The 23,786-nt window shown below is 44.9% G+C and carries 23 protein-coding genes and 1 pseudogene; 12 read left to right on the plus strand and 12 right to left on the minus strand.

Annotated elements, in window-relative coordinates; all coding sequences use genetic code 11:
- Positions 1-30: 30 nt before the first annotated feature.
- A complete protein-coding gene (locus QUB51_RS26585; RefSeq protein WP_333263994.1) occupies positions 31-438 on the minus strand; it encodes a hypothetical protein in 408 nt (135 codons plus the stop codon).
- Positions 439-600: 162 nt separating this feature from the next.
- Here QUB51_RS26585 and QUB51_RS26590 point away from each other — a divergent pair, with 162 nt between their 5' ends.
- On the plus strand, positions 601-2,319 hold the full coding sequence (locus tag QUB51_RS26590) for an ATP-binding protein (protein ID WP_333212551.1): 1,719 nt from the start codon (positions 601-603) through the stop codon (positions 2,317-2,319).
- Positions 2,320-2,701: 382 nt separating this feature from the next.
- Positions 2,702-2,875 (plus strand): hypothetical protein, encoded by a 174-nt coding sequence (locus QUB51_RS26595; RefSeq protein ID WP_333058623.1) that lies wholly within the window; start codon positions 2,702-2,704, stop codon positions 2,873-2,875.
- A gap of 34 nt (positions 2,876-2,909) precedes the next feature.
- On the opposite strand, the gene pqqE is transcribed toward QUB51_RS26595, so the two are convergent.
- From pqqE to QUB51_RS26640, 9 genes are all read right to left on the minus strand, one after another.
- Positions 2,910-4,016: a pyrroloquinoline quinone biosynthesis protein PqqE gene (gene pqqE, locus QUB51_RS26600; RefSeq protein WP_333058622.1), complete on the minus strand. Its 1,107-nt coding sequence runs from the start codon at positions 4,014-4,016 to the stop codon at positions 2,910-2,912.
- The gene (pqqD, locus tag QUB51_RS26605) at positions 4,009-4,272 is read right to left on the minus strand and encodes a pyrroloquinoline quinone biosynthesis peptide chaperone PqqD (protein ID WP_333058621.1); all 264 of its coding nucleotides are present in this window, start codon (positions 4,270-4,272) and stop codon (positions 4,009-4,011) included. Before pqqD ends, pqqE begins: the two co-directional genes overlap by 8 nt.
- A gap of 127 nt (positions 4,273-4,399) precedes the next feature.
- The gene (gene pqqC, locus QUB51_RS26610) at positions 4,400-5,158 is read right to left on the minus strand and encodes a pyrroloquinoline-quinone synthase PqqC (protein WP_333058619.1); all 759 of its coding nucleotides are present in this window, start codon (positions 5,156-5,158) and stop codon (positions 4,400-4,402) included.
- A gap of 158 nt (positions 5,159-5,316) precedes the next feature.
- Entirely contained in the window at positions 5,317-6,219 is a 903-nt protein-coding gene (pqqB, locus tag QUB51_RS26615) for a pyrroloquinoline quinone biosynthesis protein PqqB (protein WP_333212554.1), read from the minus strand.
- 65 nt (positions 6,220-6,284) lie between these two features.
- Positions 6,285-7,514 (minus strand): PQQ-dependent sugar dehydrogenase, encoded by a 1,230-nt coding sequence (locus QUB51_RS26620; protein WP_333058504.1) that lies wholly within the window; start codon positions 7,512-7,514, stop codon positions 6,285-6,287.
- A 15-nt stretch (positions 7,515-7,529) separates the two neighbouring features.
- Positions 7,530-7,694 carry a pyrroloquinoline quinone precursor peptide PqqA gene (pqqA, locus tag QUB51_RS26625; RefSeq protein ID WP_333058502.1) on the minus strand — a complete coding sequence of 55 codons (165 nt, stop codon included), beginning with the start codon at positions 7,692-7,694 and terminating at the stop codon, positions 7,530-7,532.
- A 104-nt stretch (positions 7,695-7,798) separates the two neighbouring features.
- On the minus strand, positions 7,799-9,082 hold the full coding sequence (locus QUB51_RS26630) for a transposase (RefSeq protein ID WP_333058500.1): 1,284 nt from the start codon (positions 9,080-9,082) through the stop codon (positions 7,799-7,801).
- Positions 9,083-9,274: 192 nt separating this feature from the next.
- Positions 9,275-9,532 (minus strand): IS66 family transposase, encoded by a 258-nt coding sequence (locus tag QUB51_RS26635; protein ID WP_333058498.1) that lies wholly within the window; start codon positions 9,530-9,532, stop codon positions 9,275-9,277.
- A gap of 111 nt (positions 9,533-9,643) precedes the next feature.
- The gene (locus QUB51_RS26640; protein WP_333058496.1) at positions 9,644-9,958 is read right to left on the minus strand and encodes a hypothetical protein; all 315 of its coding nucleotides are present in this window, start codon (positions 9,956-9,958) and stop codon (positions 9,644-9,646) included.
- Between the two features lie 431 nt (positions 9,959-10,389).
- On the opposite strand from QUB51_RS26640, the gene QUB51_RS26645 reads away from it, so the two are divergent.
- The 3 genes from QUB51_RS26645 (at position 10,390) to QUB51_RS26655 (ending at position 12,957) form a co-directional block, all read left to right on the plus strand.
- Complete coding sequence (locus QUB51_RS26645; protein WP_333058493.1) at positions 10,390-11,157, plus strand: Rieske 2Fe-2S domain-containing protein; 768 nt, start codon at positions 10,390-10,392, stop codon at positions 11,155-11,157.
- A 65-nt stretch (positions 11,158-11,222) separates the two neighbouring features.
- Positions 11,223-11,486: a hypothetical protein gene (locus QUB51_RS26650; protein ID WP_333058491.1), complete on the plus strand. Its 264-nt coding sequence runs from the start codon at positions 11,223-11,225 to the stop codon at positions 11,484-11,486.
- 34 nt (positions 11,487-11,520) lie between these two features.
- Positions 11,521-12,957 carry an NCS2 family permease gene (locus QUB51_RS26655; protein WP_333212452.1) on the plus strand — a complete coding sequence of 479 codons (1,437 nt, stop codon included), beginning with the start codon at positions 11,521-11,523 and terminating at the stop codon, positions 12,955-12,957.
- A gap of 112 nt (positions 12,958-13,069) precedes the next feature.
- Here QUB51_RS26655 and QUB51_RS26660 read toward each other — a convergent pair whose 3' ends face one another.
- Positions 13,070-14,884 carry a bifunctional 3'-5' exonuclease/DNA polymerase gene (locus QUB51_RS26660; protein ID WP_333263990.1) on the minus strand — a complete coding sequence of 605 codons (1,815 nt, stop codon included), beginning with the start codon at positions 14,882-14,884 and terminating at the stop codon, positions 13,070-13,072.
- Positions 14,885-14,992: 108 nt separating this feature from the next.
- Here QUB51_RS26660 and QUB51_RS26665 point away from each other — a divergent pair, with 108 nt between their 5' ends.
- From QUB51_RS26665 to QUB51_RS26680, 4 genes are all read left to right on the plus strand, one after another.
- Positions 14,993-16,243 (plus strand): transposase, encoded by a 1,251-nt coding sequence (locus tag QUB51_RS26665; RefSeq protein ID WP_333103611.1) that lies wholly within the window; start codon positions 14,993-14,995, stop codon positions 16,241-16,243.
- 129 nt (positions 16,244-16,372) lie between these two features.
- A complete protein-coding gene (locus QUB51_RS26670) occupies positions 16,373-17,044 on the plus strand; it encodes a hypothetical protein (RefSeq protein WP_333058484.1) in 672 nt (223 codons plus the stop codon).
- A gap of 393 nt (positions 17,045-17,437) precedes the next feature.
- A complete protein-coding gene (locus tag QUB51_RS26675) occupies positions 17,438-17,692 on the plus strand; it encodes a type II toxin-antitoxin system ParD family antitoxin (protein ID WP_333058483.1) in 255 nt (84 codons plus the stop codon).
- Complete coding sequence (locus tag QUB51_RS26680; protein WP_333058482.1) at positions 17,692-17,988, plus strand: type II toxin-antitoxin system RelE/ParE family toxin; 297 nt, start codon at positions 17,692-17,694, stop codon at positions 17,986-17,988. Before QUB51_RS26675 ends, QUB51_RS26680 begins: the two co-directional genes overlap by 1 nt.
- A gap of 339 nt (positions 17,989-18,327) precedes the next feature.
- On the opposite strand, the pseudogene QUB51_RS26685 reads toward QUB51_RS26680, so the two are convergent.
- A pseudogene (locus QUB51_RS26685) lies at positions 18,328-19,690 on the minus strand (IS4 family transposase).
- A 253-nt stretch (positions 19,691-19,943) separates the two neighbouring features.
- Between QUB51_RS26685 and QUB51_RS26690 the strand changes: the two are divergent.
- The 3 genes from QUB51_RS26690 to QUB51_RS26700 all read left to right on the plus strand — a co-directional run bounded on the left by QUB51_RS26690 (position 19,944) and on the right by QUB51_RS26700 (position 23,786).
- Entirely contained in the window at positions 19,944-20,165 is a 222-nt protein-coding gene (locus tag QUB51_RS26690) for a hypothetical protein (RefSeq protein ID WP_333263986.1), read from the plus strand.
- A 321-nt stretch (positions 20,166-20,486) separates the two neighbouring features.
- Positions 20,487-22,574, plus strand: coding sequence for a hypothetical protein (locus tag QUB51_RS26695; RefSeq protein ID WP_333263983.1), 2,088 nt, complete (start codon positions 20,487-20,489; stop codon positions 22,572-22,574).
- A 576-nt stretch (positions 22,575-23,150) separates the two neighbouring features.
- Positions 23,151-23,786, plus strand: a complete 636-nt coding sequence (locus tag QUB51_RS26700; RefSeq protein ID WP_333263981.1) for a hypothetical protein — start codon at positions 23,151-23,153, stop codon at positions 23,784-23,786.

The following is a 23,786-nucleotide window of genomic DNA, read 5'->3' on the forward strand; positions in this document are numbered from 1 at the left end:
TAGCTAATTTACGAGGATTACATTTACGTCCTAGAACTTAACTACACAGAGGCTTTGATTGTTTTCGGAGATGTCTACAGTATTGTTCCACTCTTGCCAGTCGAACTTTTTACCATTGCCATTACCGTTGCGCTTATTCAACTGAGCTTGAATATCCAATCCCAGTTTTTCGCGAATTGCGTGGCCAACCTTTGTCGAAATACGGCTATCGCGACGCTGAATTGTCACACCGTACTTCTTATGAATTGTATTGCGAATCTGTTTGACTAGCTCGACAGCAAGTTGCTCGGAGCTGAGGTTAAGTTGAGGTTTTGATTTAGCTCCATTGTTACTGCCGACTGTTTGACTGTTCTGTTTTTCGGGCGGTTTAGATTTAGCAGGCACTGGTGACTGAGAGCGATTTGGAGTGGCTGCTGTTTGTTTTTTAGTTGTGGCCATGATTGACAATTTAACTTACATAACATCAATTTATGAGTGCCGTTAGGCACAATTACCCCCTCCAGTTGAGGGGGAGAATTTCGCTCATTAGCAGGAAGTTAAATTTTAATTACATTAGTTAAATTTTATGTTAAATCTCCTGTAAGTAGTGGTGTATAACGCATGAAGATTTCCAATAACTGGTCTAACTTAAGAGTTATTCAAACTCCCATTATTGCCCTCGAATATTACAGTGCCGATCGCCAAACAATCTTGTCATCATTTCATCAGTACGCTAATGAGTGTTGTTTACCTGTTTATTATTGGAATCCGGGCTATGCAACTCTTCAACAGGTGCAGTCAACTCTTCAACAGGTGCAGTCAACTCTTCAACAGGTGCAGTGTTTCGATAAACATCTCCCAAATTTAGGTTTTCACTCAAACATGACAAGCGTTTCAGATGCTTTTTCAGAGATGTATAATAGTGAATGCGTCCTCTGCAAAACTGAGCTATCTGTCGAAAGCGATGTCCTGCAATTTCTGCTGGAAAATGACTGCCCCGGTATCTTTTTGTTAGAGGATATTTTGGAATCAGAGAGTAGCGAACAGCCTCTTATCCGCCGTTATTCTCAATTGGCTAACGCATTCTTTGAACTGAAAGGGCGTTGGGCCCACCAATATTGGGTACTGCTGGGTGAGTACATCCAACTGCCATCAAAGCTAAGTCCATTAATTCCTCTACTCAAATGTCCGTTACCCGATCGTTTTGAAGTCGAAGTTCTTGTAGATAATTTTTGCGATCGCAATTGTTCCCTTGATTTTGGTTCAGATGCGGTAGCTGCTAAAAAACGGCTGGCTGTTTCTAGTCTAGGGCTGCCACAGGCTGAAATTGAATTAGTGTTAGATCGATCGCTCTCTGTGACCGCTTCAGTTGTCCAAATCGCACAGTTGGTATTAGAGCATAAAATATCGCAACTTCGAGACCAGGGGTTGGAGTTCATTGCTTCTCCAGACGTGCCTCATGCTGGCGGTTTAGATTTATTAGACGCTTATTTGAGCGAAGTCGTAAAGCTGTCAGAAGCTGATGCCAAGAAATATCACCTCAGACCCCCCAAAGGAATGCTGCTGTGGGGGCCGCCGGGGACGGGCAAAAGTTTGAGTGCAAAGCTAGCTGCTAAGAAATTAGGTTATGCGCTTTTAGCAGCAAGTTGGGGCAATATTCTAGGTTCTTCTAATCCCGATCGCGCTCTCAACAAAATGCTGGATACAGCCGATAATTTGGGCGGCTGCGTGTTGTTCTTTGACGATTTTGACAAGGGTTTTTCTGGCTGGGCATCAAATGCTGATGGCGGTGTAGCTAGGCGGCTGTCGCAGAAATTGCTCACATGGATGCAGGAGCATGAAAGCCCCGTGTTAATGTTAGCTACTGTTAACCGCTTAGAAATGCTGCCGGCTGAACTTATCCGCAGATTTGACGACGGCGGAATCTGGTTTGTGGATTTGCCGCACAGCGGCGCTCGCTATGAGATTTTCAATTTGCATTTGGCTAAGTATTTCCCAGAGCAGTTTGGGGAAGGAAAAGAGAATCTTTGGAGCGACAGACAGTGGTATTTGCTACTATCTGATTATGCCGGAGCAACGAGTGCTGAAATTGCGATCGCAGTTAAACGCTGTGCCCAGCGAGCTTATTGTGAAGGGCGACCTGGTAAAATTGAATTGGCCGATCTGCGTTATCAGAGAACTCAGTTTGTGCTATCGTCTGAGCGTTCTTCTGAAGATATCCAGGGGATTCGCAACAAAGCGTCCTTTGCTCGGCCTGCTTCTGGGAGGGATGGGTCTAAATTTGCGGCGGCAGAGCAAGAATTATTCGAGTATCGGCCACCTGCTTACGAGAAAAGTTGAGTGTACGATCGACAGCAATAGCAGGGTTTTATTGGGACCGAAAATCAATTCCAAGATTTCTGCCGCATTAGATGGTACGGTGCAAACAAGAGAAGTATTCGCATCTTACTCTTATTACTTCGGACGCATTTATCTCGCTATTGCTTAAAACCATTGTGGGATACAATACATCGGTGTGATATAGCTATCAATTCCCTTCAATCTCCTTCGACTTCCACAACCAACTGATAAACTCCCAAACTCGGATGTTCGCCAAGCAGCCGCCAACAATATCCCTCAATTGTATTAAAGTTAGCTATTTTTTCTTTAGTTCCTCTGCTTCTTTTTGCAGCATTGCTAGCTGAAATTCAAATCAATCCATGTTTGATTCGGAGATGGCTGATTGGCTACTATTCAGAAATTGCCGGTTGGGTTGGCACAATTTTTGAGAGATATGCGGTTGATTATTTTTGGATTGTTGATAGTTTTGGAGACAATCTTTTTTACGCAAAAGTTGGTGACGCCGGAATTGTTTAAGCGGTGGAAGAATGGCGATCGCCATTCTGTTTTAAATTAGATTAATAGAGGTTGCAATTCCAGATTGTCCCTTTTTAATTAAATCCTTTTGTTCCTGCCGATCGATCGCGGTAGACAAAATCTTCTTTGTGCACGGACAATCTATCTAACACCGATCGAATTTGAGAGTGTTGGGGTGAAAGATGGCAAACAGGATCGGTAGCCCGTGCATCTTGGGTTAACAGAAATGCTTGACAGCGACAACCACCCCAATCCAAGGTTTTACGATCGCAACTCTGACAAGGTTCCGGCATCCAATTCGTGCCGCGAAATCGATTCATTCCCGCAGACTCAAACCAAATCCAATCAAGCGCGCGATCGCGAATATTGCCAAACTCAATATCGGGAATTGCCATTGCCGCTTGGCACGGTAAACCGTCGCCATTGGGAGTAATAATTAACGTCCGATTCCCCCAACCGCCCATGCAAGGTTTGGGATATTGAGCGTAGTAATCTGGAATAACATAGAGAATTCCCATCGGAATTTTGCGCCTTTGTTGAGCTGCTTTCACCACTTGTTCCGCGCGGGCTAACTGTTCGCGAGTCGGCAATAAAGCATCCCGATTGTGCAGCGCCCAACCGTAGTATTGAGTGTTTGCTAATTCAACGCGATCGGCTTGCAACATCTCGGCCAGCGATAGCATTTCCTCAAGGCGATCCAGATTCTGACGGTGTAAAACAAAGTTCAATGTTAGCGGCAAACCTAACTCTTTTACCAGTTGAGACGCAGCGATTTTTTGGTCGAACGATCGCGTTCCGGCAATGCGATCGGACTGCGCCGCGAGGCTATCTTGAATGCTAATTTGAACGTGATCTAAACCCAGGTTTTTTAAATTTGCCGCCCGTTCTTTTGTGAGTAAAGTTCCGGCCGTAACTAATGTCGTGTAAAGTCCTAACTCGGCCGCGGTTTCCACCAATATTTCTAAGTCTTTGCGTAGCAAAGGTTCTCCACCAGTCAGCCCCAACTGCAAAATACCCAACTTTCGAGCTTGCCGGATTACTCGCAACCAATCCTCTGTCTGGAGTTCTTGCTGGTAAGAATTATCGCTCCAATTTATCGGATTCGAGCAGTAAGGACAGCGCAAAGGACAGCGATAGGTTAACTCTGCAACCAAGCTAAAAGGTAGCGCAATTTCATTCATTTAAAAAACCTCGCTGCGAAATTTGAGCGATTAGTTGGCGGACATCTGCTTCTACATTGGGGCTAGCAAACTGCGCGGATAACTCTGCAATAATTTCGTCGGTCGTATGGTGGCGATCGCACAGTTTTAAAATTGCCCAAGCCGTTTTATTCAGTTTGACTGCGCCTTCGGGAAACAAGAGAAAATGCTGTTGCCTGATCTCATCCCAAAACAGCCGCACTCCACAAGCAAGATAGGGATAACTGTTACCATTCATTAGTTTTCAAGATAGTTGACAGTTGATAGTTGACAGTTGATAGTTGATAGTTGACAGTTAGTAATTGTCCCAATCTCCCAATCCCCCAATCCCCCAATCTAAAATCTTCCCCTCTTCCCCTCTCCCCTCATGTTTCTGAGGGACGAGTGTCTCCTCGTTCGATCGCTTCAAGCTGGCTCCACAACAGATCGCATTTGAAAATTAATGCCCGAACAGCTTTCTGTTGCATCTCAACAGTCTGACAGTTTTGCACCACTAAATTCAGTGCGTAGCGAGCATCTTGAGGGGCTTGATGCAATCGCACTCGGAAATAATCAAATCCACTCGGATCGATCCATGAATAGTATTTTTCCAACGCAACCAATCGATCGCGAATTGCATCAGGTCCAAACAACTCTGTCAGCGAAGATGCGATCGCTTCAATCCAAGGTTTAGTCTTGCAGAAATTGACATAAGCATCGACAGCATATCGCACTCCGGGCAAAACATTTCCATCGTCCAACAGTCGATCGCGCGACAGTCCCACCGCTTCACCCAATCGCAACCATGCTTCAATTCCTCCTGCTTCCGCACCCCTAACGTCGCGATCGATATTCCGGCCGTCATGGTCGATAATGCGTTGAATCCACTCGCGCCGCACTTCTCGATCGGAACAATTCGATAAAATTGCAGCATCTTTAAGCGGAATATTGCGTTGATAATAAAAGCGATTAATTACCCAGCGCCGAACTTCTTCTGGAGTCAATTCTCCTGCATTCATGCGTTGGTGAAACGGGTGCAGGTGGTGGTAGCGGTGGTGTTGCTGGCGCAGCAAATTCTCGAATTCAATCGGTGACAATAATTCTTGCATGGTTCGAGCGGATCTAGTTTGTGATGAATTTATCATTGCATATTTTCAGGATTGCTATATCTCGCCTCCGCTCGCTCGACCTAATAAAAAAGGCTGGCATTACGGAAAATCATTTGTGAAGTTCTTACTCCCGATCGAGCGAGTTTGGGGAATTTTTGGGGTAAAAAATTTATGAATCATTTATGATTGCCCTATCACAAATCAAACATTAATCCATCACAACCAATTTCAACCTCTTGACTTTCAACTGCTTGTCGCTCAGGAGAATTTGGAATTAGAATTGGATTGGTATTGTTGATATGAACTAAAATTTTGCGCGACCCAGTTAGTCCTTCAAGCTGCCGCAAACTGCCTCGCTCTCCCGATAAAGGTAAATGTCCCATTTGCAGTGCCGATCGCGCTCCAACACTTAAGGCTGGAAGTTCGTCATCAGTCCAAAACGTGCCGTCGATCGCGATGCAATCGCTGGCATTTAAACGGCGCTGCATTGTCTCGTCGATCGCCGCCAATCCGGGTGCATAAGTTAGAGTTTTACCAGTGCTGATATCGCGAATTGTCAATCCTACGCCCCAAACTTCATCCGGCGATCGATCTTCGTTCTGCATATATTTCGGCGGTTTTGTCGAAAGTGCAAAAGCCTCGACTTCCAGATCCGATGCCAGCGAGATGGCAGCATCTAGAGGCGACCAATCGACACCGCAATAATTTTGCAGTGTCGAAAATAATGGATAGCCGGTTGTCAGGGCGAATTTGACTCGATCTGAACTGTAAATTTTTAAAGGATGCGATGATTCCCGCAACAACATCAACCCAGTCGTATGGTCGATTTCAGCATCCGTTAAAATGATGCCAGCAAAAGGCAGCGAGCGCCCGTTTTGCGGAGCAAAACAGTTGTGCGCTCTCATTAGTTCAATTTGCTGGCGCACGTCCGGCGAAGCATTAATTAAAAACCAATCCCCGCCGTTCGATCGAATTGCGATCGATGATTGAGTTAGCGCTGTTGCCCGGCCCGATCGACTCGCTTCACAGCCCCGACAATGACAGTTCCATTGGGGAAATCCCCCGCCCGCCGCTGCTCCCAAAATTCTCACGATCATCTATCAAAATCCGTTAAAAATAAGAATTCTGAATTCAGAATTCAGCAGCCAGAATCAAATCGACCTCAGTTATTAGTCGGTTCCAGCCGAATCAATTTACCGTTCGAGTCATCTGTGAGAACGTACAGCAACCCATCTGGACTTTGCCGCACATCCCGCACCCGCTGCCCGATGCTAATTTCTTCCTGGCGGAGGACATTTCCTGCTGCATCGAGCTCGATCCGCCGCACGTCTTGAGAAACTAAGCCCCCGGCAAACAGATTGCCCCTCCAAGCAGGAAAACGATCGCCAGTATAAAATGCCAGTCCAGAAGGAGCCACTGCCGGAGTCCAAACGACTTTTGGATCTACCATACCGGGGCGCGATCGCTCCTGTGAAATCTCGCCGCCTGCATACTCCTGACTGTGGGTGACGAGCGGCCATCCATAGTTTTTGCCCGCTTCAGCTAGATTCAATTCATCGCCGCCGCGCGCCCCGTGTTCCGTTACCCAAACTCGTTTTGTTCCCGGATCGAAGGCTATCCCTTGAATATTGCGGTGTCCGTAACTCCAAATAGCCGGATCTGCATTGGCATTTGTTGCGAAGGGATTATCGCGAGGAATTGAACCATCATCGTTTAACCGCACTATTTTGCCCAGACGGCTGCCTAAATTCTGTGCTTGCTTCCGAATCAGAGCGCCTTCTAGCTGCACCGGTGGATTTCCGCCATCTCCGATCGCGACTAACATGGTGCCATCCGGCAGCCACAGGATGCGCGATCCAAAATGTTGCGTACCCGACTTGACTTGAGACACCTCGAAGATGACGCGCAAATCCTGCAAAGCTTTGCCGTCAAATCTCGCTCTGGCAATGCGAGTCCGATTCGCATCGGCGGTGCCCGAGGCGTAAGTCAGATACACAAATCGATTTTCGGCAAATCGAGGGTGAATGGAAACATCCATCAATCCACCTTGGCCTGATGACATCACGGACGGCACGCCCGCGATCGGAGTTGGTTCCAACACCCCATTTTTCAGCAACCGCAGTCGCCCTGCTTTTTCCGAAATCAACATACTGCCATCGGGCAGCCATGCCATGCCCCAGGGGCGTTCTAACCCTTCCGCGACCGTTGCTTGCTTGAACCCCTGAGCCGTGCTGCTTGGAGATACTGCTTGAACGGGGGATGCTTCAGCAGTAGGGGCAGCAGTAGGGGCAACAGTAGCCGTATTTGGGGGAGCGACAGAGCAAGCTGCGATCGTGATTCCAGCACTTGCCAGCCCAATCCTCAGAATTGAGTGTTTTATCAACAAAAGCATGATAGTTATTTCCTGCTATTGCTGGTTGTAGATGTAGGCGGTGACTTCCAAACACAAATCGAATTCTTCGAGCTCTGGTTTTTCCCAATCTTCAGAAGTGCGGATCGGCTGCCGAGATTCAGGGCGATCGTCGCTAGCTGAATTTTGCTGTGAGGTTTGAGATTGGTTTTGCGTTGCCATGAAAATTCTCCTAAAACTTAAAGCTGTGTTCGGAGCGTGCTTGATGCTGTTGCAATTTCCATTTATAGCGCAAAATGTGACATCCTCCCACACCAAATCAAAGATTATGGTATGGGCTTCCCAACATCACTGTTGGAAGATTTCCTAGTTCTTCCCCTGCGGGATTTCGCCTCTGACGGCGACTGACTTTCATCAATCCCCGGCAGACCGACTGCATAGGCATTTTCTATTCCGCAAAGTCCTTGCGTACTAATGAGTTCTAAACCACGCAACCTAATAACTTCGGATGCTGCGTGATCTCTATCGGTTTGATATCCGCACTCACCACATTTATGAACTCGTTCGGAAAGCTCTTTTTTACCCGTATGTGTGTTGCACTTAGGGCAAGTTTGAGACGTTCCATCTGGATTGACGCGACAAAAATAGATTTGATGCTTCTTGGCGACCCACTCCAACAGATTGAGAAATTGACCAAAAGCAGCATCCAAGGTATGTTTTCTCAACATCCCCCTGGACATCGCTTTCAAGTTCAAGTTCTCAACAAAGACCATCCCAATACCTTCCTTGGTACACAGATGGTTAGCCAGTTTGAATTGCCAATCCTTCCGAACTCTAGCGATGTGGTTGTGGAATCTGGCAACCTTGATTCGAGCTTTCTCACGGTTCTTAGAACCCTTTTTCGTTCTGGCATACTTACGTTGCAGCAATTCCAGCTTGCGGTACAAGGATGTCAGGAATCGGGGTCTAGCAATAAACTCTTTATCCGAGGTTGTCAAAAACTTGGACAATCCCAAGTCGATACCCAGCCCATCTCCATGCGGTTGAGCGTCAGGTATCGACACATCAGACTCAATTGTTACTACAACTTCCCACCTATCAGCTTTCCTCAATATCCGTGCTTGCTTAACCACAAACCCCTCTGGGATAGGTCGATGCAAGTTGATAGGCATCTTCCCAAGTTTGGGCAAGCTTATCTGCCATCCCGTAATAGGATTGGTTTTGAATTGAGGAAAGAGCATGGACTTGATTTGTCCAAACTTCTTGAAGCGAGGAAAGCCAAACCCCCGCGACTGAAAATAATTCCAAGCATCATGCAATCTACGAATAGTAGTTTGCAGAACTTGAGAAGGGGCTTCGCCCAACAACGAGAACGTTTTCTTCGCTTTGGGAAGTTCGTTCTGTTGAACGTAATAGGTAGGGAATGGCTTGTCGGCTGGAACGATGTATTCTCTCTCCAGCGAACAATAATCTAAACTACATTTACGCGAATTGACCCAATCTTTGATTTCTCGCAAGGCGTAGTTATAAACCTTGCGAGAAATTTCCAACCAATGAAGCATCGTTTCTTCTTGGCTGGCGTCGGGATAAATTCGGTAGCAGTAGTTCATGATCAGAGTCATGCAATCAAGTCTAACACAGAATTGCAAATCTATAAATCTATACCTGCTACCGATTTTACGCCTGATTGACCGGATAAAATCGGTGTGGGGGTGTCCATGTATCCCAACACCAAATCAAAGATTATGGTGTGGGACTTATTGATCCCCTAGACCCCCTCGAATAGTTAAAAAGCGACCAGCCTATCGGAGGGATGAATCCGCGATCGATAACAGTCGATCCTTTGTCTTTCGCCAGGACTCAGGGGCGGTAAAAGCTTCATCTATTAATGACAGAAATATTTGAGGGACTGCTGCATTATTGTTGCCAGGAAGTCCCAGCACTTTCTTGAAATGCCGTCGTAAGTGAGCCAGACACTTCTGTTGGGCTGCAACTTTCCCAACATTATAAACGCTGAAATCATCTGAGCTTAAGGCTCCTGCAAGTTTTGTACCCAGCATGGTTTCTACTTCCACACGTCACAAAAGTATTTGCCGCATGAAACAAACAGAATCCTTCTCCACTAGCCGTCCATAGCCATTCTTTAAGCCCTGAGACAGATGTGGGGTGAGCTAATTTCGGTTCTGTGTACTCGTCCAAACCCTTTGCGGGTTCTCCCCGTCAAGACCTGGTTGTCCGCTTGGTTTCTTTTTTTGGTCTGCTTCTGGTTTAACTGTTGGTTTATCGGGTTTTTGGATCGGAGCCGTTGATGGGGGTTTGGATGAAGTCTGACTGGTGGTTCGACTTTTGCCCGCAGCAATAGCTAGTTTTTCTTGCAATTGTGCAATAATTTTTTGCAGATCCAGTACCATTTCCACTCTTTCAGCTTGGCTCAACCGCTCGATTTCGGTTTTTTTCTGCTCTCTGGTGGGTGCGGGCTTTTTCATTCTTTTATTTTACCAGATGCCGCCACTTAAGTCTTTTTGGACCTGAATCTTTACGTTAAAGCATTGGTTGTGTAGCCACATTCTCCCTCCTGCCTGATAACGCTATATTCAGCTTGGGGCAGCATGGCAATAGCGCCTTTTGATAACTTGCCAACGATATTTGCCGCTTGGTTACTAACAGTGATTACCCCTCTTCTGTCACTCTGGGAAAATAAAAGTGAGAGCCAAATTTTTAACTGTAGATAGAGCGGGGATTTGAGCGTTTATTTTCTAACAGAATGCCGACAATCAAAATTTTTGATAAAAGTCTTATGCTCTAAGCATCCCGGATTATTTTAGGCCGAAAGTGACAGAAGAGGGGTATGTAGTAAATCGTACAGAAGTAAGCTTTCTAATATCTTAAGCTTCAGCGGTATTTCGCATACAGGATTATGCACACTACACAAGAACGATCATGCAATTCTGCGTTTGTATGGCCTCGAAACTGCACCTTTAGTGAAACTGATTGGAAAGCCCTTGCGGCGTTTGGGTATCCGATCGCGTTCTCGCATGAAGTTACGCATCGACCGTTTGCCGCAAAGCTGCTCGATGAACGTCTCGTGCTGTTTCGACTTTCCGATAGCTGGATCGTTACAGCACGGGATTTGTGTTTGCATCGCGGTGTTCCTCTGAGTTTGGGACGGGTTGAGAACGATGAACTCCAATGCAAATATCACGGCGTCGGCTACGACAAAAGCGGTCAATGCACGCGTATTCCCGCTCAACTGGATGCCGCAATTCCCGCTCGGCTGAAATTGACGACCTACGCTGTCACCGAACGCTATGGTTTAGTGTGGGTAAGGCTCGTGGATAACGGAGGAGTGCATTTTCCATACTTTCAGGAATGGAACGATCCAGACTATATTCAGGTTCCATACTTTCAGGAATGGAACGATCCAGACTATATTCAGGTTCTGCCAGCCAGCGTAGCTCACGAAGCTGCCACAGGTCGTCAAGTCGAAGGCTTTCTGGATGTGAGTCATTTTGCGTTTGTTCAAACCGAATCCTTTGGCGAGCGCGGAAATCCAGAAGTGCCAGATTATCCCGTTGAGCGACTACCGCACGGGTTTCGCGCTGCGGGATGTCAGCACTGTGAGCAACTATCCGCACAATCTAAAGCATCTGAGTCCGCCTGGGTTTTAGTGGCGTCGATTGTTTGAAGTGTGGCTGCCGTTCACAGCGAAGTTAAGCGTTACCTTTGGGAACGGGCAGTTACACATCCTAAATGCTGCCTGTCCGGTTTCAGCCCGCAAAACTCGCTTGGGTAGTGCCGAGAAGCCGCAATTTTGACAAAGATGCACCGCTGCAAGACACGCTGGACTTTAACCATCAAGTGTTTGGCGAAGATAAGGACATTGTTGAAGAACAGTATCCCGAAGATTTACCTCGCGCGCTGCAAGATGAAGTCCACATTGCCGGGGATAAAAGCTCGATCGCCTATCCCAAAGAATTGGCGGCATTGGGTCTAGGACGATCGTTTACCGCCTAACTCCTATCTCAATTAAATGGAGCAGATCCAAACCATGAGCGCTGATTTAGAATTTCAAAAACCAATTCCACCAAAGCAATCCTACACAGGTTGGCAAGCAGCACTGGCAGAGTTCTTTCAGTTTGATTTCTACAGAACCAATTTCAGAACAGAGACGCTCGCGGGTATCACCACGTTCATGACGATGGGATACATCTTAGTCGTCAATCCGATTATTCTGTCAAACGCGATTTTTCTACAACAGCCTGGAGATTTGTTTTCGCAATTGGCTGTAGCAACCGCTGTGGCGTCAGCAGTTGGAACCTTCTGCATGGCAATTTTAGCAAACTACCCGTTCGGGCTCGCGCCTGGAATGGGAACGAATGCCTTTTTTGCTTTCTCAGTTGTAATCGGACTGAAAATCGATTGGCGGTTGGCGCTGTCATGCGTGTTTGTTCAGGGATTAATTTTTATCCTTCTGACGTTGATAGATGTACGTAAGTTATTGATCGCGGCAATTCCCAAGTCGCTCAAGCACGCAACCGCAGGTGGGATTGGCTTGTTTATTGCCTACATCGGGATGTCAGGAGATGTTGTTAATGGGGGGGCCGGATTGATTGTGGCAAATCCAGCCACAAAAACGGCGTTTGGCAGCTTAGCAGAACCGAACACGCTACTGGCTGTGGCGGGTTTAGCGATTACAGCCGGATTGGTGGTGCGGCGCGTCAAAGGTGCGTTACTATTTGGAATTTTGGGAACTGCTATTTGGGCTTGGCTGTTCAAGGTTTCACCCCCACCTCAAGGATTTTTTGCGCTGCCGGAACTGCCAAAAGACATTTTTGGTCAAGCATTTCTGGGCATTTCTAATCTGAACTCCGAGAATTTTATTGACTGGATTGCAGTGCTATTTGTGTTTCTGTTTGTTGATATTTTTGACACCATCGGGACGTTAACGGGTGTCGGAATGCGGGCTGGTTATATTGGACCTTCGGGCGAGCTGCCGCGTGCCAATAAAGCACTGATGGCAGATGCCATTGGCACCACAATCAGTCCGATATTCGGTACGTCGAGCGTGACGACTTATATTGAATCGGTCGCAGGCATTGCCGAAGGCGGTCGAACTGGATTTACCGCTTTAGTTGTGGCAGGATTATTTGCGCTGTCGGTGTTTTTCATTCCGGTGTTTAAAGCGATTCCGGCTTTTGCAACGACGCCGACGCTGGTGATTGTGGGCGCGATGATGTTGGCCGAGGTGAAAGAAATTCCCTGGGATGATATGTCGGAAGTGATTCCAGCGTTTCTGACGATTTTCCTGACTCCATTAACGTATTCTATCGCGGAAGGGTTGTCGATCGGATTTATTGCCTATCCGATTGTGAAAACCTGCCAAGGTAGAGCCAAGGAAGTGTCTGGGGGAACTTGGATCGTGGCGGGCATCTTCGTGATTCGGTTCATCTTTATGTCGCTGCGGTTTCATCATTCAGCAGCCTGAGCCGGCTCAGGCGAGATCCAACTGCTAGGTTTGAATCACTTATATCAAGTTCGATCTCCCTGATATCTTGCAGCAATGTCAATCAGGGGATTTTTTGTGCGGTCGGGCGGGTTTATCCTCCCCAACTTTCCGTCACCTTAATTTCTACCTCGCAAGGAATCGGAGAGAGAAATTTATTCCCGGCTCTCACCATACATTTTTTAAGCATTGCTTTAACGGGCTTTACTTCTTCGATAGGAGACTCTATTAAAATTTCATCGTGAACCACACAAATCAGTTTAGCATCCGTGCAGCTTAGAGGTGAAAAAATGAGAGCAAGAGCGAGTTTAGTAATGTCAGCGCTCATTCCTTGAATTGGGTTATTTAGCATCTCATTAAGCAACGGTTTAGTATCTTTTGACCATAATCTCCTTCTGCCTAAGACTGTGCGACTCTCTCGAATATCTCGGCTCCAGGCGCTCCGAACTTTGCCGTGAAATTGTTTGATACCTGTATAAAATTCAAAGAACTTCTTACGAAAGTGTGAAGCTTGTTGCAGCGTTAAAGTGACTCCATGCTCTGCTTGAGCCATATTCTTAAATTTCGTAACTCCCATGCCATAAATTAAACCGAAGTTAATAATTTTGCCGAGCTGTCTGTCTTCGACAGTAATTTTAGATAAAGGTTTTGCTAGCACCAAGGAAGCTGTGAGAGAGTGCAAATCTTCCCCTTTGGAGTAAGCTTTGACCATCGTGCGATCGCCCGAAACCTTCGCCATGATCCGCAGTTCAATCTGGCTGTAATCGGCTTTGAGCAGGACGTAACCGGGTGCAGCTTTAAAACACTGTCGGGTTTCCTTATCTCTGGGGATATTCGTTAAATTTGGTTCTCGACAACTAAACCGTCCTGATCTAGCACCAATCTGAAACCAATTGGGATGGATGCGCCCTGTAATCGGGTGAATGTGTTCTGGCAAACCCAGAGTAAAAGTGTCGATACGAGTAGATAAGCTGCGGTACTCTAACAGTGTTTGAATCACAGGATACTCGCCTTGCAAAGGAATTAAATATTGAGAGTTAGTGGAAGTAACAGGAATGCCTTTCTGTTGCAAAGCCGCTAGAACTTGCTTGGGAGAGCGAGGATTAATTGTATCCGTAAATTCCGGCAGCAGAGAGATTTGTTGGTGAGGGTTAGGTCGATGGAGTTGCGAATTAATTTGTTTTAAAAGAGAGTCGCGTTGATGACAGAGCTTCACTCCCAAAACTCTCCACTGTTCTCTATCTAAAAGCATTCCGTTGAGTTCCATAGAAGCCACCGCAGGCAGACAGGCAAACTCTAGTAAAGCAGTTTTGCAAAGCTTAGAAGCTTTCAGTTTTTGTTGCAGAGCAGCAGCCAGCGGGAGTAAGATTGCAGCATCGGTAGCAGCATATTGCAGTTGAGCGAGTGTTAAGTTTCCCGACCAATCGCTAACTTGCTGCGTTTTGTCTAGCTTTACTTTCAACAAATTCTCAGTGACAGCCTCTAGGGACAAATGGCGTTTTAGTCCAGCCGTCAGCACTCGGTAAGCCAAATAGGTATCGAAAAAGGGTTTGGATGGTTCCAGTCCGGCAAAAGCGAGCATTTGCCATTCAAATTTGAGGTTGTGACCTACCTTCAGTGCAGGACTCGCTAAGAGCAAGCGTAATGGTTCGAGGGAACTCGGTTCAATTGCCCATAAATCTACAATGATTACTGGATGGTCAGGAATGGCAAGTTGTAACAATCTAATTTTGGCTTGGTAGGGGTCAAGCCCTGTTGTTTCGCAGTCTATACCGATGATTTTTGCTTGTTGGAATGGTTGAAGGGCTGTTTCAAGATTGAAAGCAGTATCGATTAGTTGGTAAGGAGTTTTAAGTGTAACATTCAACTGAGCTATGTTAAGTTTATCGGAGGTTAAAAAAGTTGGCATAGCGGTTGATATTTTCTGTTTGTTTAGCGGATTAGGTTTCATAATTAGTTCCGTTCATAAAAATAGTGAAAGAATATCGATATATGTTAAAATAGTGGAATGTTAACCATGAATTACAGCTATCGAATCTATCCGAATATCAATCAAAAGCAAGCGCTGAAAGAGTGGATGGATATTTGTCGTGTTGCCTATAACTATGGGCTGCGGGAAATTAAGGACTGGTGCAATAGCCGGAAATGCCAGGTTGACAGATGCTCCATCAGTCATGAATACATCATGCCTGCTGAGTTAACCTTCCCTAACGAAGTAAAACAGCTTAATGCTCTGCCAAGTGCCAAAAAAGTATTTCCCCGATTGGGTGAAGTACCAAGCCAAGTGTTGCAGCAAGCGCTCAAGCAATTACACCGAGCATGGGAGGGATTTCAAAAAATTGGGCATGGCTTCCCTCGATTCAAGAAGTTTGGGCAATTCAAATCTTTGTTGTTTCCCCAGTTCAAGCAGAATCCTGTGACTGGAGTACATATTGCCTTACCAAAATTGGGGTTGATTCCAATTAACCTGCATCGCCCAATCCCACAGGGGTTTGTAGTAAAGCAAGTCCGAATAATTAATAAAGCGGATATTTGGTACGCTTCTATCAACATCCAATGTGATGTCAGTGTTCCCAATCCAATGCCACACGGTCATCCGATTGGAGTAGATGTTGGGCTTGAAAAGTTTTTAGCAACCAGTGACGGGGTGATCGTAAAACCGCCCAAGTTCTTGAAAGTTATGCTCCGCAAGCTGAAATTGCTGCAACGCAGACTTACTCGGAAAAAGAAGCAGTCTAAAAATTACGAGAAACAGCGCATTAAAGTTGCTAGAATTCACCACGCAATTGATAATACCCGTAAAGATTTTCACTTCAAACAAGCTCATGCCCTTTGCTGGGCAGGTGATATGGTCTTCATGGAAGACTTGGATTACCGAATTATTGCCAAAGGGATGTTCGGGAAACAGATGCTTGATGCTGGATTTGGACAGTTCCGAACTATCACCAAATACGTGTGTTGGAAGCGTGGCAAATTCTTTGGTGAAGTGAGCGCCAGGGGGACTTCTCAGGAGTGTCCTGAGTGTGGTGCGGAGGTGAGAAAGGATTTGAGTGTTAGAGTTCATTGTTGTCCTAGTTGTGGATACACAACAGATCGAGATGTGGCTAGCAGTCAAGTCATCAGAAATAGAGGAATAACTCTGATTAGTACCGATGGACAGTCGGGAATCCAAAGCGCCTATGCAGACGGTTTGCCAGGGGTTGAGATGTCTCAATCTAGGTCAAAGTCGAAACCCCGTAAGGGAATAACTAGGAAATCTAAGAAGTGATTCTTAGAAGCTCCGTCCTTGGCTGTCGGAGAGATGTCACAGAAAGTTGAAAGTGGGGTTGCTAGACTGCGGTCCAGATCCTGAAGAACCCGACAATCTTAATTACTTTGAAACATTAAGGACAGACAGATGAGTAACTCAATTCCCTCCCAGCCCCAATCCACAATAGATGATACAACCAGTTATCCGCACTTGATGGAACTGATAGAAGCAGAAGATGCAGCTAATGGAGAAGTTGGCTGCGGTCGGAATTTGGGTAATAAACCTTCAGTTTATCTGAAAACCTGCGGTATCAATATCTCTGATGAAAAGCTAAGAAATTTGTTAAGGGAGTATTTAGGTCATTTATTGATGGAGCTAGATTTTGACTCAATCATTAACCAGGTGAGTCGTTTCGTAGAGTCATTAGTCGTGCAGGAACACACTCAATTAGAGCAGACAAGACCGACATTAATGCTCTTAGAATCAGTTTGTGAGCAAATTCCTGCGAAAGAACTCAAACAATGTATTGAGTCAGACTTGGGGGAGTTTTGTTCGGAAACTGCGATCGAGCAAATTGTTCAGTATACTGGTCAAGTGATTCACTATTCAATTCTCCAACCTCGACATAAGTGGCCCAAACCTATTTGGGTACTAAGTGCTCTTGAGAAGGTGTATATTGCTCAGGCATCTAGTTTAGATGCAGCAATTGCCCAAGTTAAAGCACAATATTCCCACGAAACCGGAGAGCTGCAAGTAATAAAAGTCGGAGGTGTTCTCGCACCAAACCAAGTGATTTGCTTGGAGTTATTGAACAATTAAAAAATGCGGAATATTTCCGGTATTCTGAGTAACGCTGGAGTATGTCTTGTGCAGTTAGCAGTTTCATTGCATAATAGCCAAAAGTTTTCAGCGATGTGAGCGCGAGCGCGGTTGAAAAAATGAACTTGCTCAAAATGTTGGGTACGATCGCTCTCTCCAGGTCAACTGTAGGTAATCATTGTAGATTCGTAGGTAATCATTCTAGATTCGGATTAGTTGGAAACCCACTTGGAGCATGATTGGTTCATTTCGACCGATCGCGAGAGTGACTTTAATAATTTCTCAGCTCGCTTGTACACAAGAGCTAGTTTTTTATTACAATAATAACAACAACTGCTATTCCCTGTTATTAAACCCAAAATGGAATAGCCCAAATTACAGGAGGACTCAGGCATGAACGTGTCTTTGACACCGGAGTTAGAGCAGTATGTCCAAGAGAAAGTCTCAAGCGGACTATATTATTCTGCCAGCGAGGTGATCCGTGAAGGGTTGCGCCTGTTGAAAGAACGGGAACAATTCCAGCAAACTCGCTTGCAGGAATTGCGACAGGAGATTCAGCTAGGGCTAGACAGCGGTGAGGCAACTCCCTTGGATATGCCAGCAATCAAGGCAAAAGCGCGGCAGCGTCGGCGGAGGAAACCGCAGTAATGGCCACGATCGTTAAACGCCCGCGTGCTGAACTGGATTTGCTAGATATTTGGGACTACATCGCTGATGATAGTTTAGATCGGGCTGACGAGTTTTTAGATCGCGTTGAAGGAAAACTGCAAACCTTGGCACGTAATCCAGGATTGGGCAGAAGGCGTGAGGAACTGTTAGCTGGGTTGCACAGCTTTCCGATTGGGAACTATGTGGTGTTCTACCGGGAAATTGAAAATGGAATAGATGTAATTCGTGTTCTGCATGGTTCACGGGACATAGAAGACATTTTCAGTCGCGGCTAACTCCTTGTAATGCAAGTGCGTATTCAAGGCGTACTGCCTGCCAATAGAGAGAGTTTAATTGTGGAAGTGTTGCATAAATTTGAGTCAGAGATTGAATCAGGGGCATTAATTTTATTAGATGAAACGCGCTCTCGGGTTAGAATTCGGTTTCTTACACCGCGATTACTGACAAATCAGAGAATTTAGTGCGCGATCGCACTTTGTCACTTTCTTAAAAGACATTTTTCTCGACTTCGTAGAATAGCCCAGTGCTGAGAGCCGTTAGGCATTACTCACAAGTTAAGCTAAAAGCACTATTGTCAATGAGTAATTTTACTCATTTTTTACCTGTTGCTCCAATTAAAATATGACTCCATTTGTTCCTTTATTATTAAAAAAAAATTGTTCTGGACTTCTTTGAGTTCCAGGGAAAGGAGAAATAATGAGCCTGACATGAGGTTTTCGTCGTCGCTTAACAATCCCTAAATCTTGATTTTTATCGTCGGCAAAATACTTAACTAGGTCAGAAGCTATTCCTTTTTGATAGGCCACAGAAAAATGATACATCCCCCGATAAATCATTTCTAATGAAACACGTTCAATTGGCACTCCTAATTCATCTGCAACCGCATCTCCTAAATCTACTAAAATCGCATAAAATAGCCAAGTACCCCAGATTTGTAGCTTGATTCCGTTTAACGAACCTGTCCATAAATAGCTGAGATTTAGTAATCTTTTTACTAGGCAAAATGCCTCTTCAATTCGCCAGCGTCTTTGATATAAATCTGCTACTACATAGGGGGGTAATATTTCGGGTTCTTGGACACTTGTTAGATAAGAACGCCAGGATTTTTTCGAGCGAATTTGTACTAATCTTATAGTCAACGCTGGTGTTTTTTTTGTCCCTGCACCTATCCTAATTATCTGGTCTTTGACATCATAAGTATTGGTTAATACCCGCTCGACTTGATAAGATGCACCTTTCTTAATCCGAGTAATAAATCCAATTTCTTGCTCGATTAATTTTGACCAAAAAGCGAAGTGATAGAAGCCTCTATCTAATAACAGCAAGGTTTTTGGCTTAACTGTTTTTAGTAAGTCTTCCTCCCAATTAGTATCTGCTTGTTTCGGGTTTGTCCAAAACCAAATTTATAAAGGAAGATGAGTTACTAGGTCTATTATTACTCCCATTTTCCCGGATAATTGACCAATTGGAACATCTGATAAACTTTCGAGTTTACGAAATAATGCTTCTAAGGTTGAGCCGTCAGCTATCCAGATATTTTCAAAGTTTTTTAAGGCAAATTGTACACTATCTGGTAATGGTCTCGATTTTCTAGTCAACCATTCCCGACGAAAATGAGGCAGTAATTCTTTAAATACTTTTTCAAATAAAACTGCGGGAAAAGTTAAAAATCTTTGTGATAATGCTTGTTGACTAATTTCAGACGGCTCACACCATAAAAATCCTTCTCTATTTAATAATCTAGTTAATTCTGTTACTCCTGCTACATTTCGCCATAATAAACTGGCGGATTGCTGCCATCATTAATGGTAGTGTTAGAATTCTATCTCTTAAATTTAGTTGGCGATAAAAAGTTTTTTGGGCAGCCATTGCTGGAATTAATAAATCTTCCAGGTGATTCGCAATCGCTTCATTTTCTACTTGGGGACTATTTTTTTTCTTTGCATGATCTCGGTTGATTCGTTTTTTGCTATTCATAACTGGTTTAATTATGGCTCAACTGCTTGTCCGGTAAAGGTTTCATCCTATTTTACCTTTTTTTGTCTACCCCCTTGACAATTTGCACTTTTTCTTAACTTGTCACAAATGGCCGTTAGGTAACTTTCATAGAGCTGCCCCCTCCATGTGGAGGGGGTAATTTTTACTGAACAAAATCGCTCATAGGAATGAAGTTGCAGGAACTAGATGCGATTTAAATTGGAATTGTTCACCACATAAACTCATAAAAACCATGCATAATTCATCGATTGAACCTAATTCCGGCTATAACAACTCTGGTTACGAATCGACACCGGATTTGACTGTCGGTTACTCGTCATCTAAAGAAGTTCGTCAAGGTAATTTTGACAACGCTTACCAAGAAAATGTGTATGACTTGTCCAACCTAGCAGATACTCCTTGGACAGATTCAGCAGTCCGCCCGAATCCACAGCTTGAGCTGGAGCTTGATTAAAGAAAAAAGCGAAGATGGAGAAATGCAGTCCAGGACGCATCAACCTAAAAAACCCAGTTTCTCGTTCTCATGTTCAACCTAAAATGACGGAATTACATAGGAAGACCGGGTTTTTGGGTAATTCCTAAAATGGAGAGGGAGAGAGGTAGAGGAAGAGAGGGAGAGAGGGGAGAGGGGGAGAGGGAGATTTAGCTGATGGGTAATTTCTGCAATACTGCTCTATTTTTCGTAATGTTTTAAAAACCATTTAAAGTTTTTCCAAATTAGAAAGAATAGAGCAGTTTTTTTTACCTAATTTTAGTTAACATCCAGAGGATTTCCATGAACAGTCCCAAGCCGTTAAAAAAATCAAGCCAGATAGGCTCTGCCTTAATAGCTGCCAGTACACTCTGCCTAATTTTTGCTTTCATCTGCATTACTTTCTTAAGCTTTCCATTAATTGCTAGCGCCAGTCCCTTACCTACTAAAATTTGGGAAAAAGAACAATCTAGAGTTTTGCTGCCAGATTGGAGCCAGATTACCTTTAGTTCCCTGCCTGCGGTTGCTAGTTCTGGAAGTTCTGGCGGTCGAAGCTGGCAAGCCGGCACTTCTGTTGACAACATCTTGAAGCTGGGGGACATTAACGATGTAAAACCTGAAATTCTGTCTTTGCAAGCAATTGAACAATTGGCACTAGGGGATATCAATTTAGAGAATATCAGCTTGTCAGCATTTCCCTTAGCTGGTAAGCAAACTGTCGGTCACTTGGCTGAAATTGTTCCGAATCTTAGCCAATTTCAATTGAGCGATGTTCCTCCAATTGCTTCTTTATCTTCTCAAATAGCCGGAGTGAACTCTAACATCAACCAATTACCAATTGGTCAAGCTGTAAAACAAGTACCGCAACTAGCGCAGGCAAAACTTAACCAAATTGACCTATCTGAGTTTGCGCTAGCCCAAATTCCCAATCTTAATAGCGTAAATTTAGAACAGTTCTCTGGCTGGTCAGAGGAACTCATCAGCAATATTCCACTCCTGAGTCAAGTCCCCCTTTCTAATTTTCCTGTTCCTATTGCGTCTATTGGCAGCACAATCATGCGAATTGACATGATTTACAGTCGGTACGAAAGCAAACGCTCTAATACAATTTCCGGTTCAGATGTAGAAGGATTTGCGGTAGCGTGCGAGAAAGATTGCGCTTATATCGAACTCGACGACATGGAAAACGCCGGTCGCCGCGCCACAGGGCCGCTAGAAGGCAAGCAGTGGATTAGCGGCAAATACCAGGAAGTGCGAGGTGGTTCTGGCTGTTTGACCGGTTGGGAACCGACGGGCCGGCATCCTTTTGGGGAAGTGTTTAAAGTAGTGGTAATGGAACCGTCAGAAACCAGCGATACTGTTGACACGGCTCTCTACTTCAGGTTTAGTTTGCCCTGTGGCAAATCGCCTTACATTATTGGCCCGGTTCCGTTTCTCAGTTACAGCGTTAATTCGCCTATGTTTGTCGGTCGATTGGAGGGCGGTTCTTCTAACAGTATTTCGCGTTCAAAAGGCGTCGCATCTGAAACAAAACCTTCAAAGCCACTGAGTTCAAATCAAACTAAAGAAAACCCTTTACCAACTCAGCCTCTACCTGAATCCAAGCGAGAGTGCGCGCGCCCCGCAACTTACGTAAACGGTGTGGATGTAGCTTCATTAGGGGAGGCGTTAGCGAAGCTTTCCGAAGGAATCGCCAATTTAGAAAATGCAGCCAGTGGCGATTACGAAGCTATTGGCGAGATGGTTTGTACCGAAGGATCTCGCAACTGCGGGCGGGCGATCGGTCGCTATCAGTTGATGAGTTACCGGGAAGACGTGCAGCGTGCTGTCAGCTCAATTCCAGGGGGGCCTAACTTTATCCTAAACGTCAACAAAGGCCAAAAACCTACAAGAGAGGAACTCTTCCAATATTTTCCTCCTGCTGTTCAGGATAAAGTCTTGCAAAATTCTCTAGCTGAGAACTTAGTCCGCAGCCAACAGGAAATTGACCCTAAAACTGGGCAGGTGTTCAAGGGCGATCGCTTAATTGAGCGAGTAGCACAGAAACACTTTGGGGGTTCTGGCAGTAAAATTGATGCCAGCTATTCCAACATTTTAGGTGGCTACTCTCTGAAACAGTACGGGGAAAAAGTTCGAGAGCTTTATAACCACAATACCAGCGACAATTGCCAAGCTAATTCTGGTGACAGCAATGGCATCAGCAACTCGGTCGGCTCCGGCATTACTTTAAATGCTACTTGGAGTATCAAGCTGGCGCTGTTCATCAGCTCTTTTTCGGTGGGAATGTGGTTTTTAATTCGACTTTTTCATAAGCGAAAGCAGCAAAGTTTTCTAATACTAATCGGTTTGGGGGTAGCAGTTACTCTTGGCACGGCTGCGCTCTCCCATTGAACCAGGGGAAAGAGGAGGTGGAAAAGCAAGTTATTAACAAGTCTAACAACTTTCTCTACCACCAATACTCCGGACAGTTTTTGGAACGATACTACAAGCTTTACAGGGCAAGGAGCATAAGAAAGTCGAATTAAATGTAAGTCAGGGGTGGAGCTGACATTGATTTAATTATCCACAGTGGCTCAAAGTCTTAGAGCCTAAGCCATTGGGCCATATAAAAACTGTCCGGACTATTGTACCACCAGGACGTTTTTAATTGTTGAAGCCATTGATTTTATGGCATTAATATCAATTTCGGTTGTATCGAAATGATTAAACCACAGAGGGCACAGAGGACACAGAAAAAGAGAAGAGAGAGATAATAATTCCGATGTCAACTGATTAGATATGACTTCTAAGCTGTTCAGGATATAAATTGTAGAGTCGTTTTGTATTCCCCGAAGTCAGTCATAAAAATTGACTGTAAAATTTAGACATACAACAGCTTAGCTCAGCAAAACAATCTCTCTTTTATTGTCTTTTTCTTCTGCTTTAGTGTCCTGTTTTTTCTTGTATTTTGTAGGGTGGGACTAACAAATGGTTAAACAAAAGAGAGTTAAACAACAAACAGCAGGCACCCAAAAGATTGTCAACCCCCCGGTTTGGTTAAATCAAATTGGTTACTGGTTTCGCATTGGTTTGACAGTTTTTACCGCCCTGTCGCTATTATTGGGGACAGTTGCTTGCACGAATTCTAGTTCAGCAACAACTGCACCCGCTTCTTGGCAACAAGCTTTGCGAGTCACTCCAAAAGAAACTTTAACCCTAATTGTAAAGGAACACAGCAGCCTTCCAGAACTCAAAGTAGCGGCTGGGCAAAGTGCAGCGGCAGAAGCGATTAAGAGAATGCGAGTGTGGCAAGTTAATGGCTCGGTAGGACGGCTGAACCTTTATGATTTCAATAATTCCGCTCTGTGCGGTACAAAAGGCTGCCTTTATGTTGGCTACTTAATTCCTAATGATTCAAGTCAAATGCCAACAGAAGTATTTGCAGCTTATCTCGACCCCCATAAACCGCCGAAAACTCCTTTGTTTAAGGCTGACAGTTCCTCGCACGAGGGTTTGCCTTGTCTAGGAGTGAATCAGCTTTCCAAAGAAGGCCGCCGCCAGCTTCAATTTTGCTACGACGGCCTTACCTATCAACTTGCTGACAGCCAGCTTTTCAGTAGTTAG

It is taken from the genome of Microcoleus sp. AT8-A3 (assembly GCF_036705675.1).
GTDB lineage: Bacteria > Cyanobacteriota > Cyanobacteriia > Cyanobacteriales > Microcoleaceae > Microcoleus.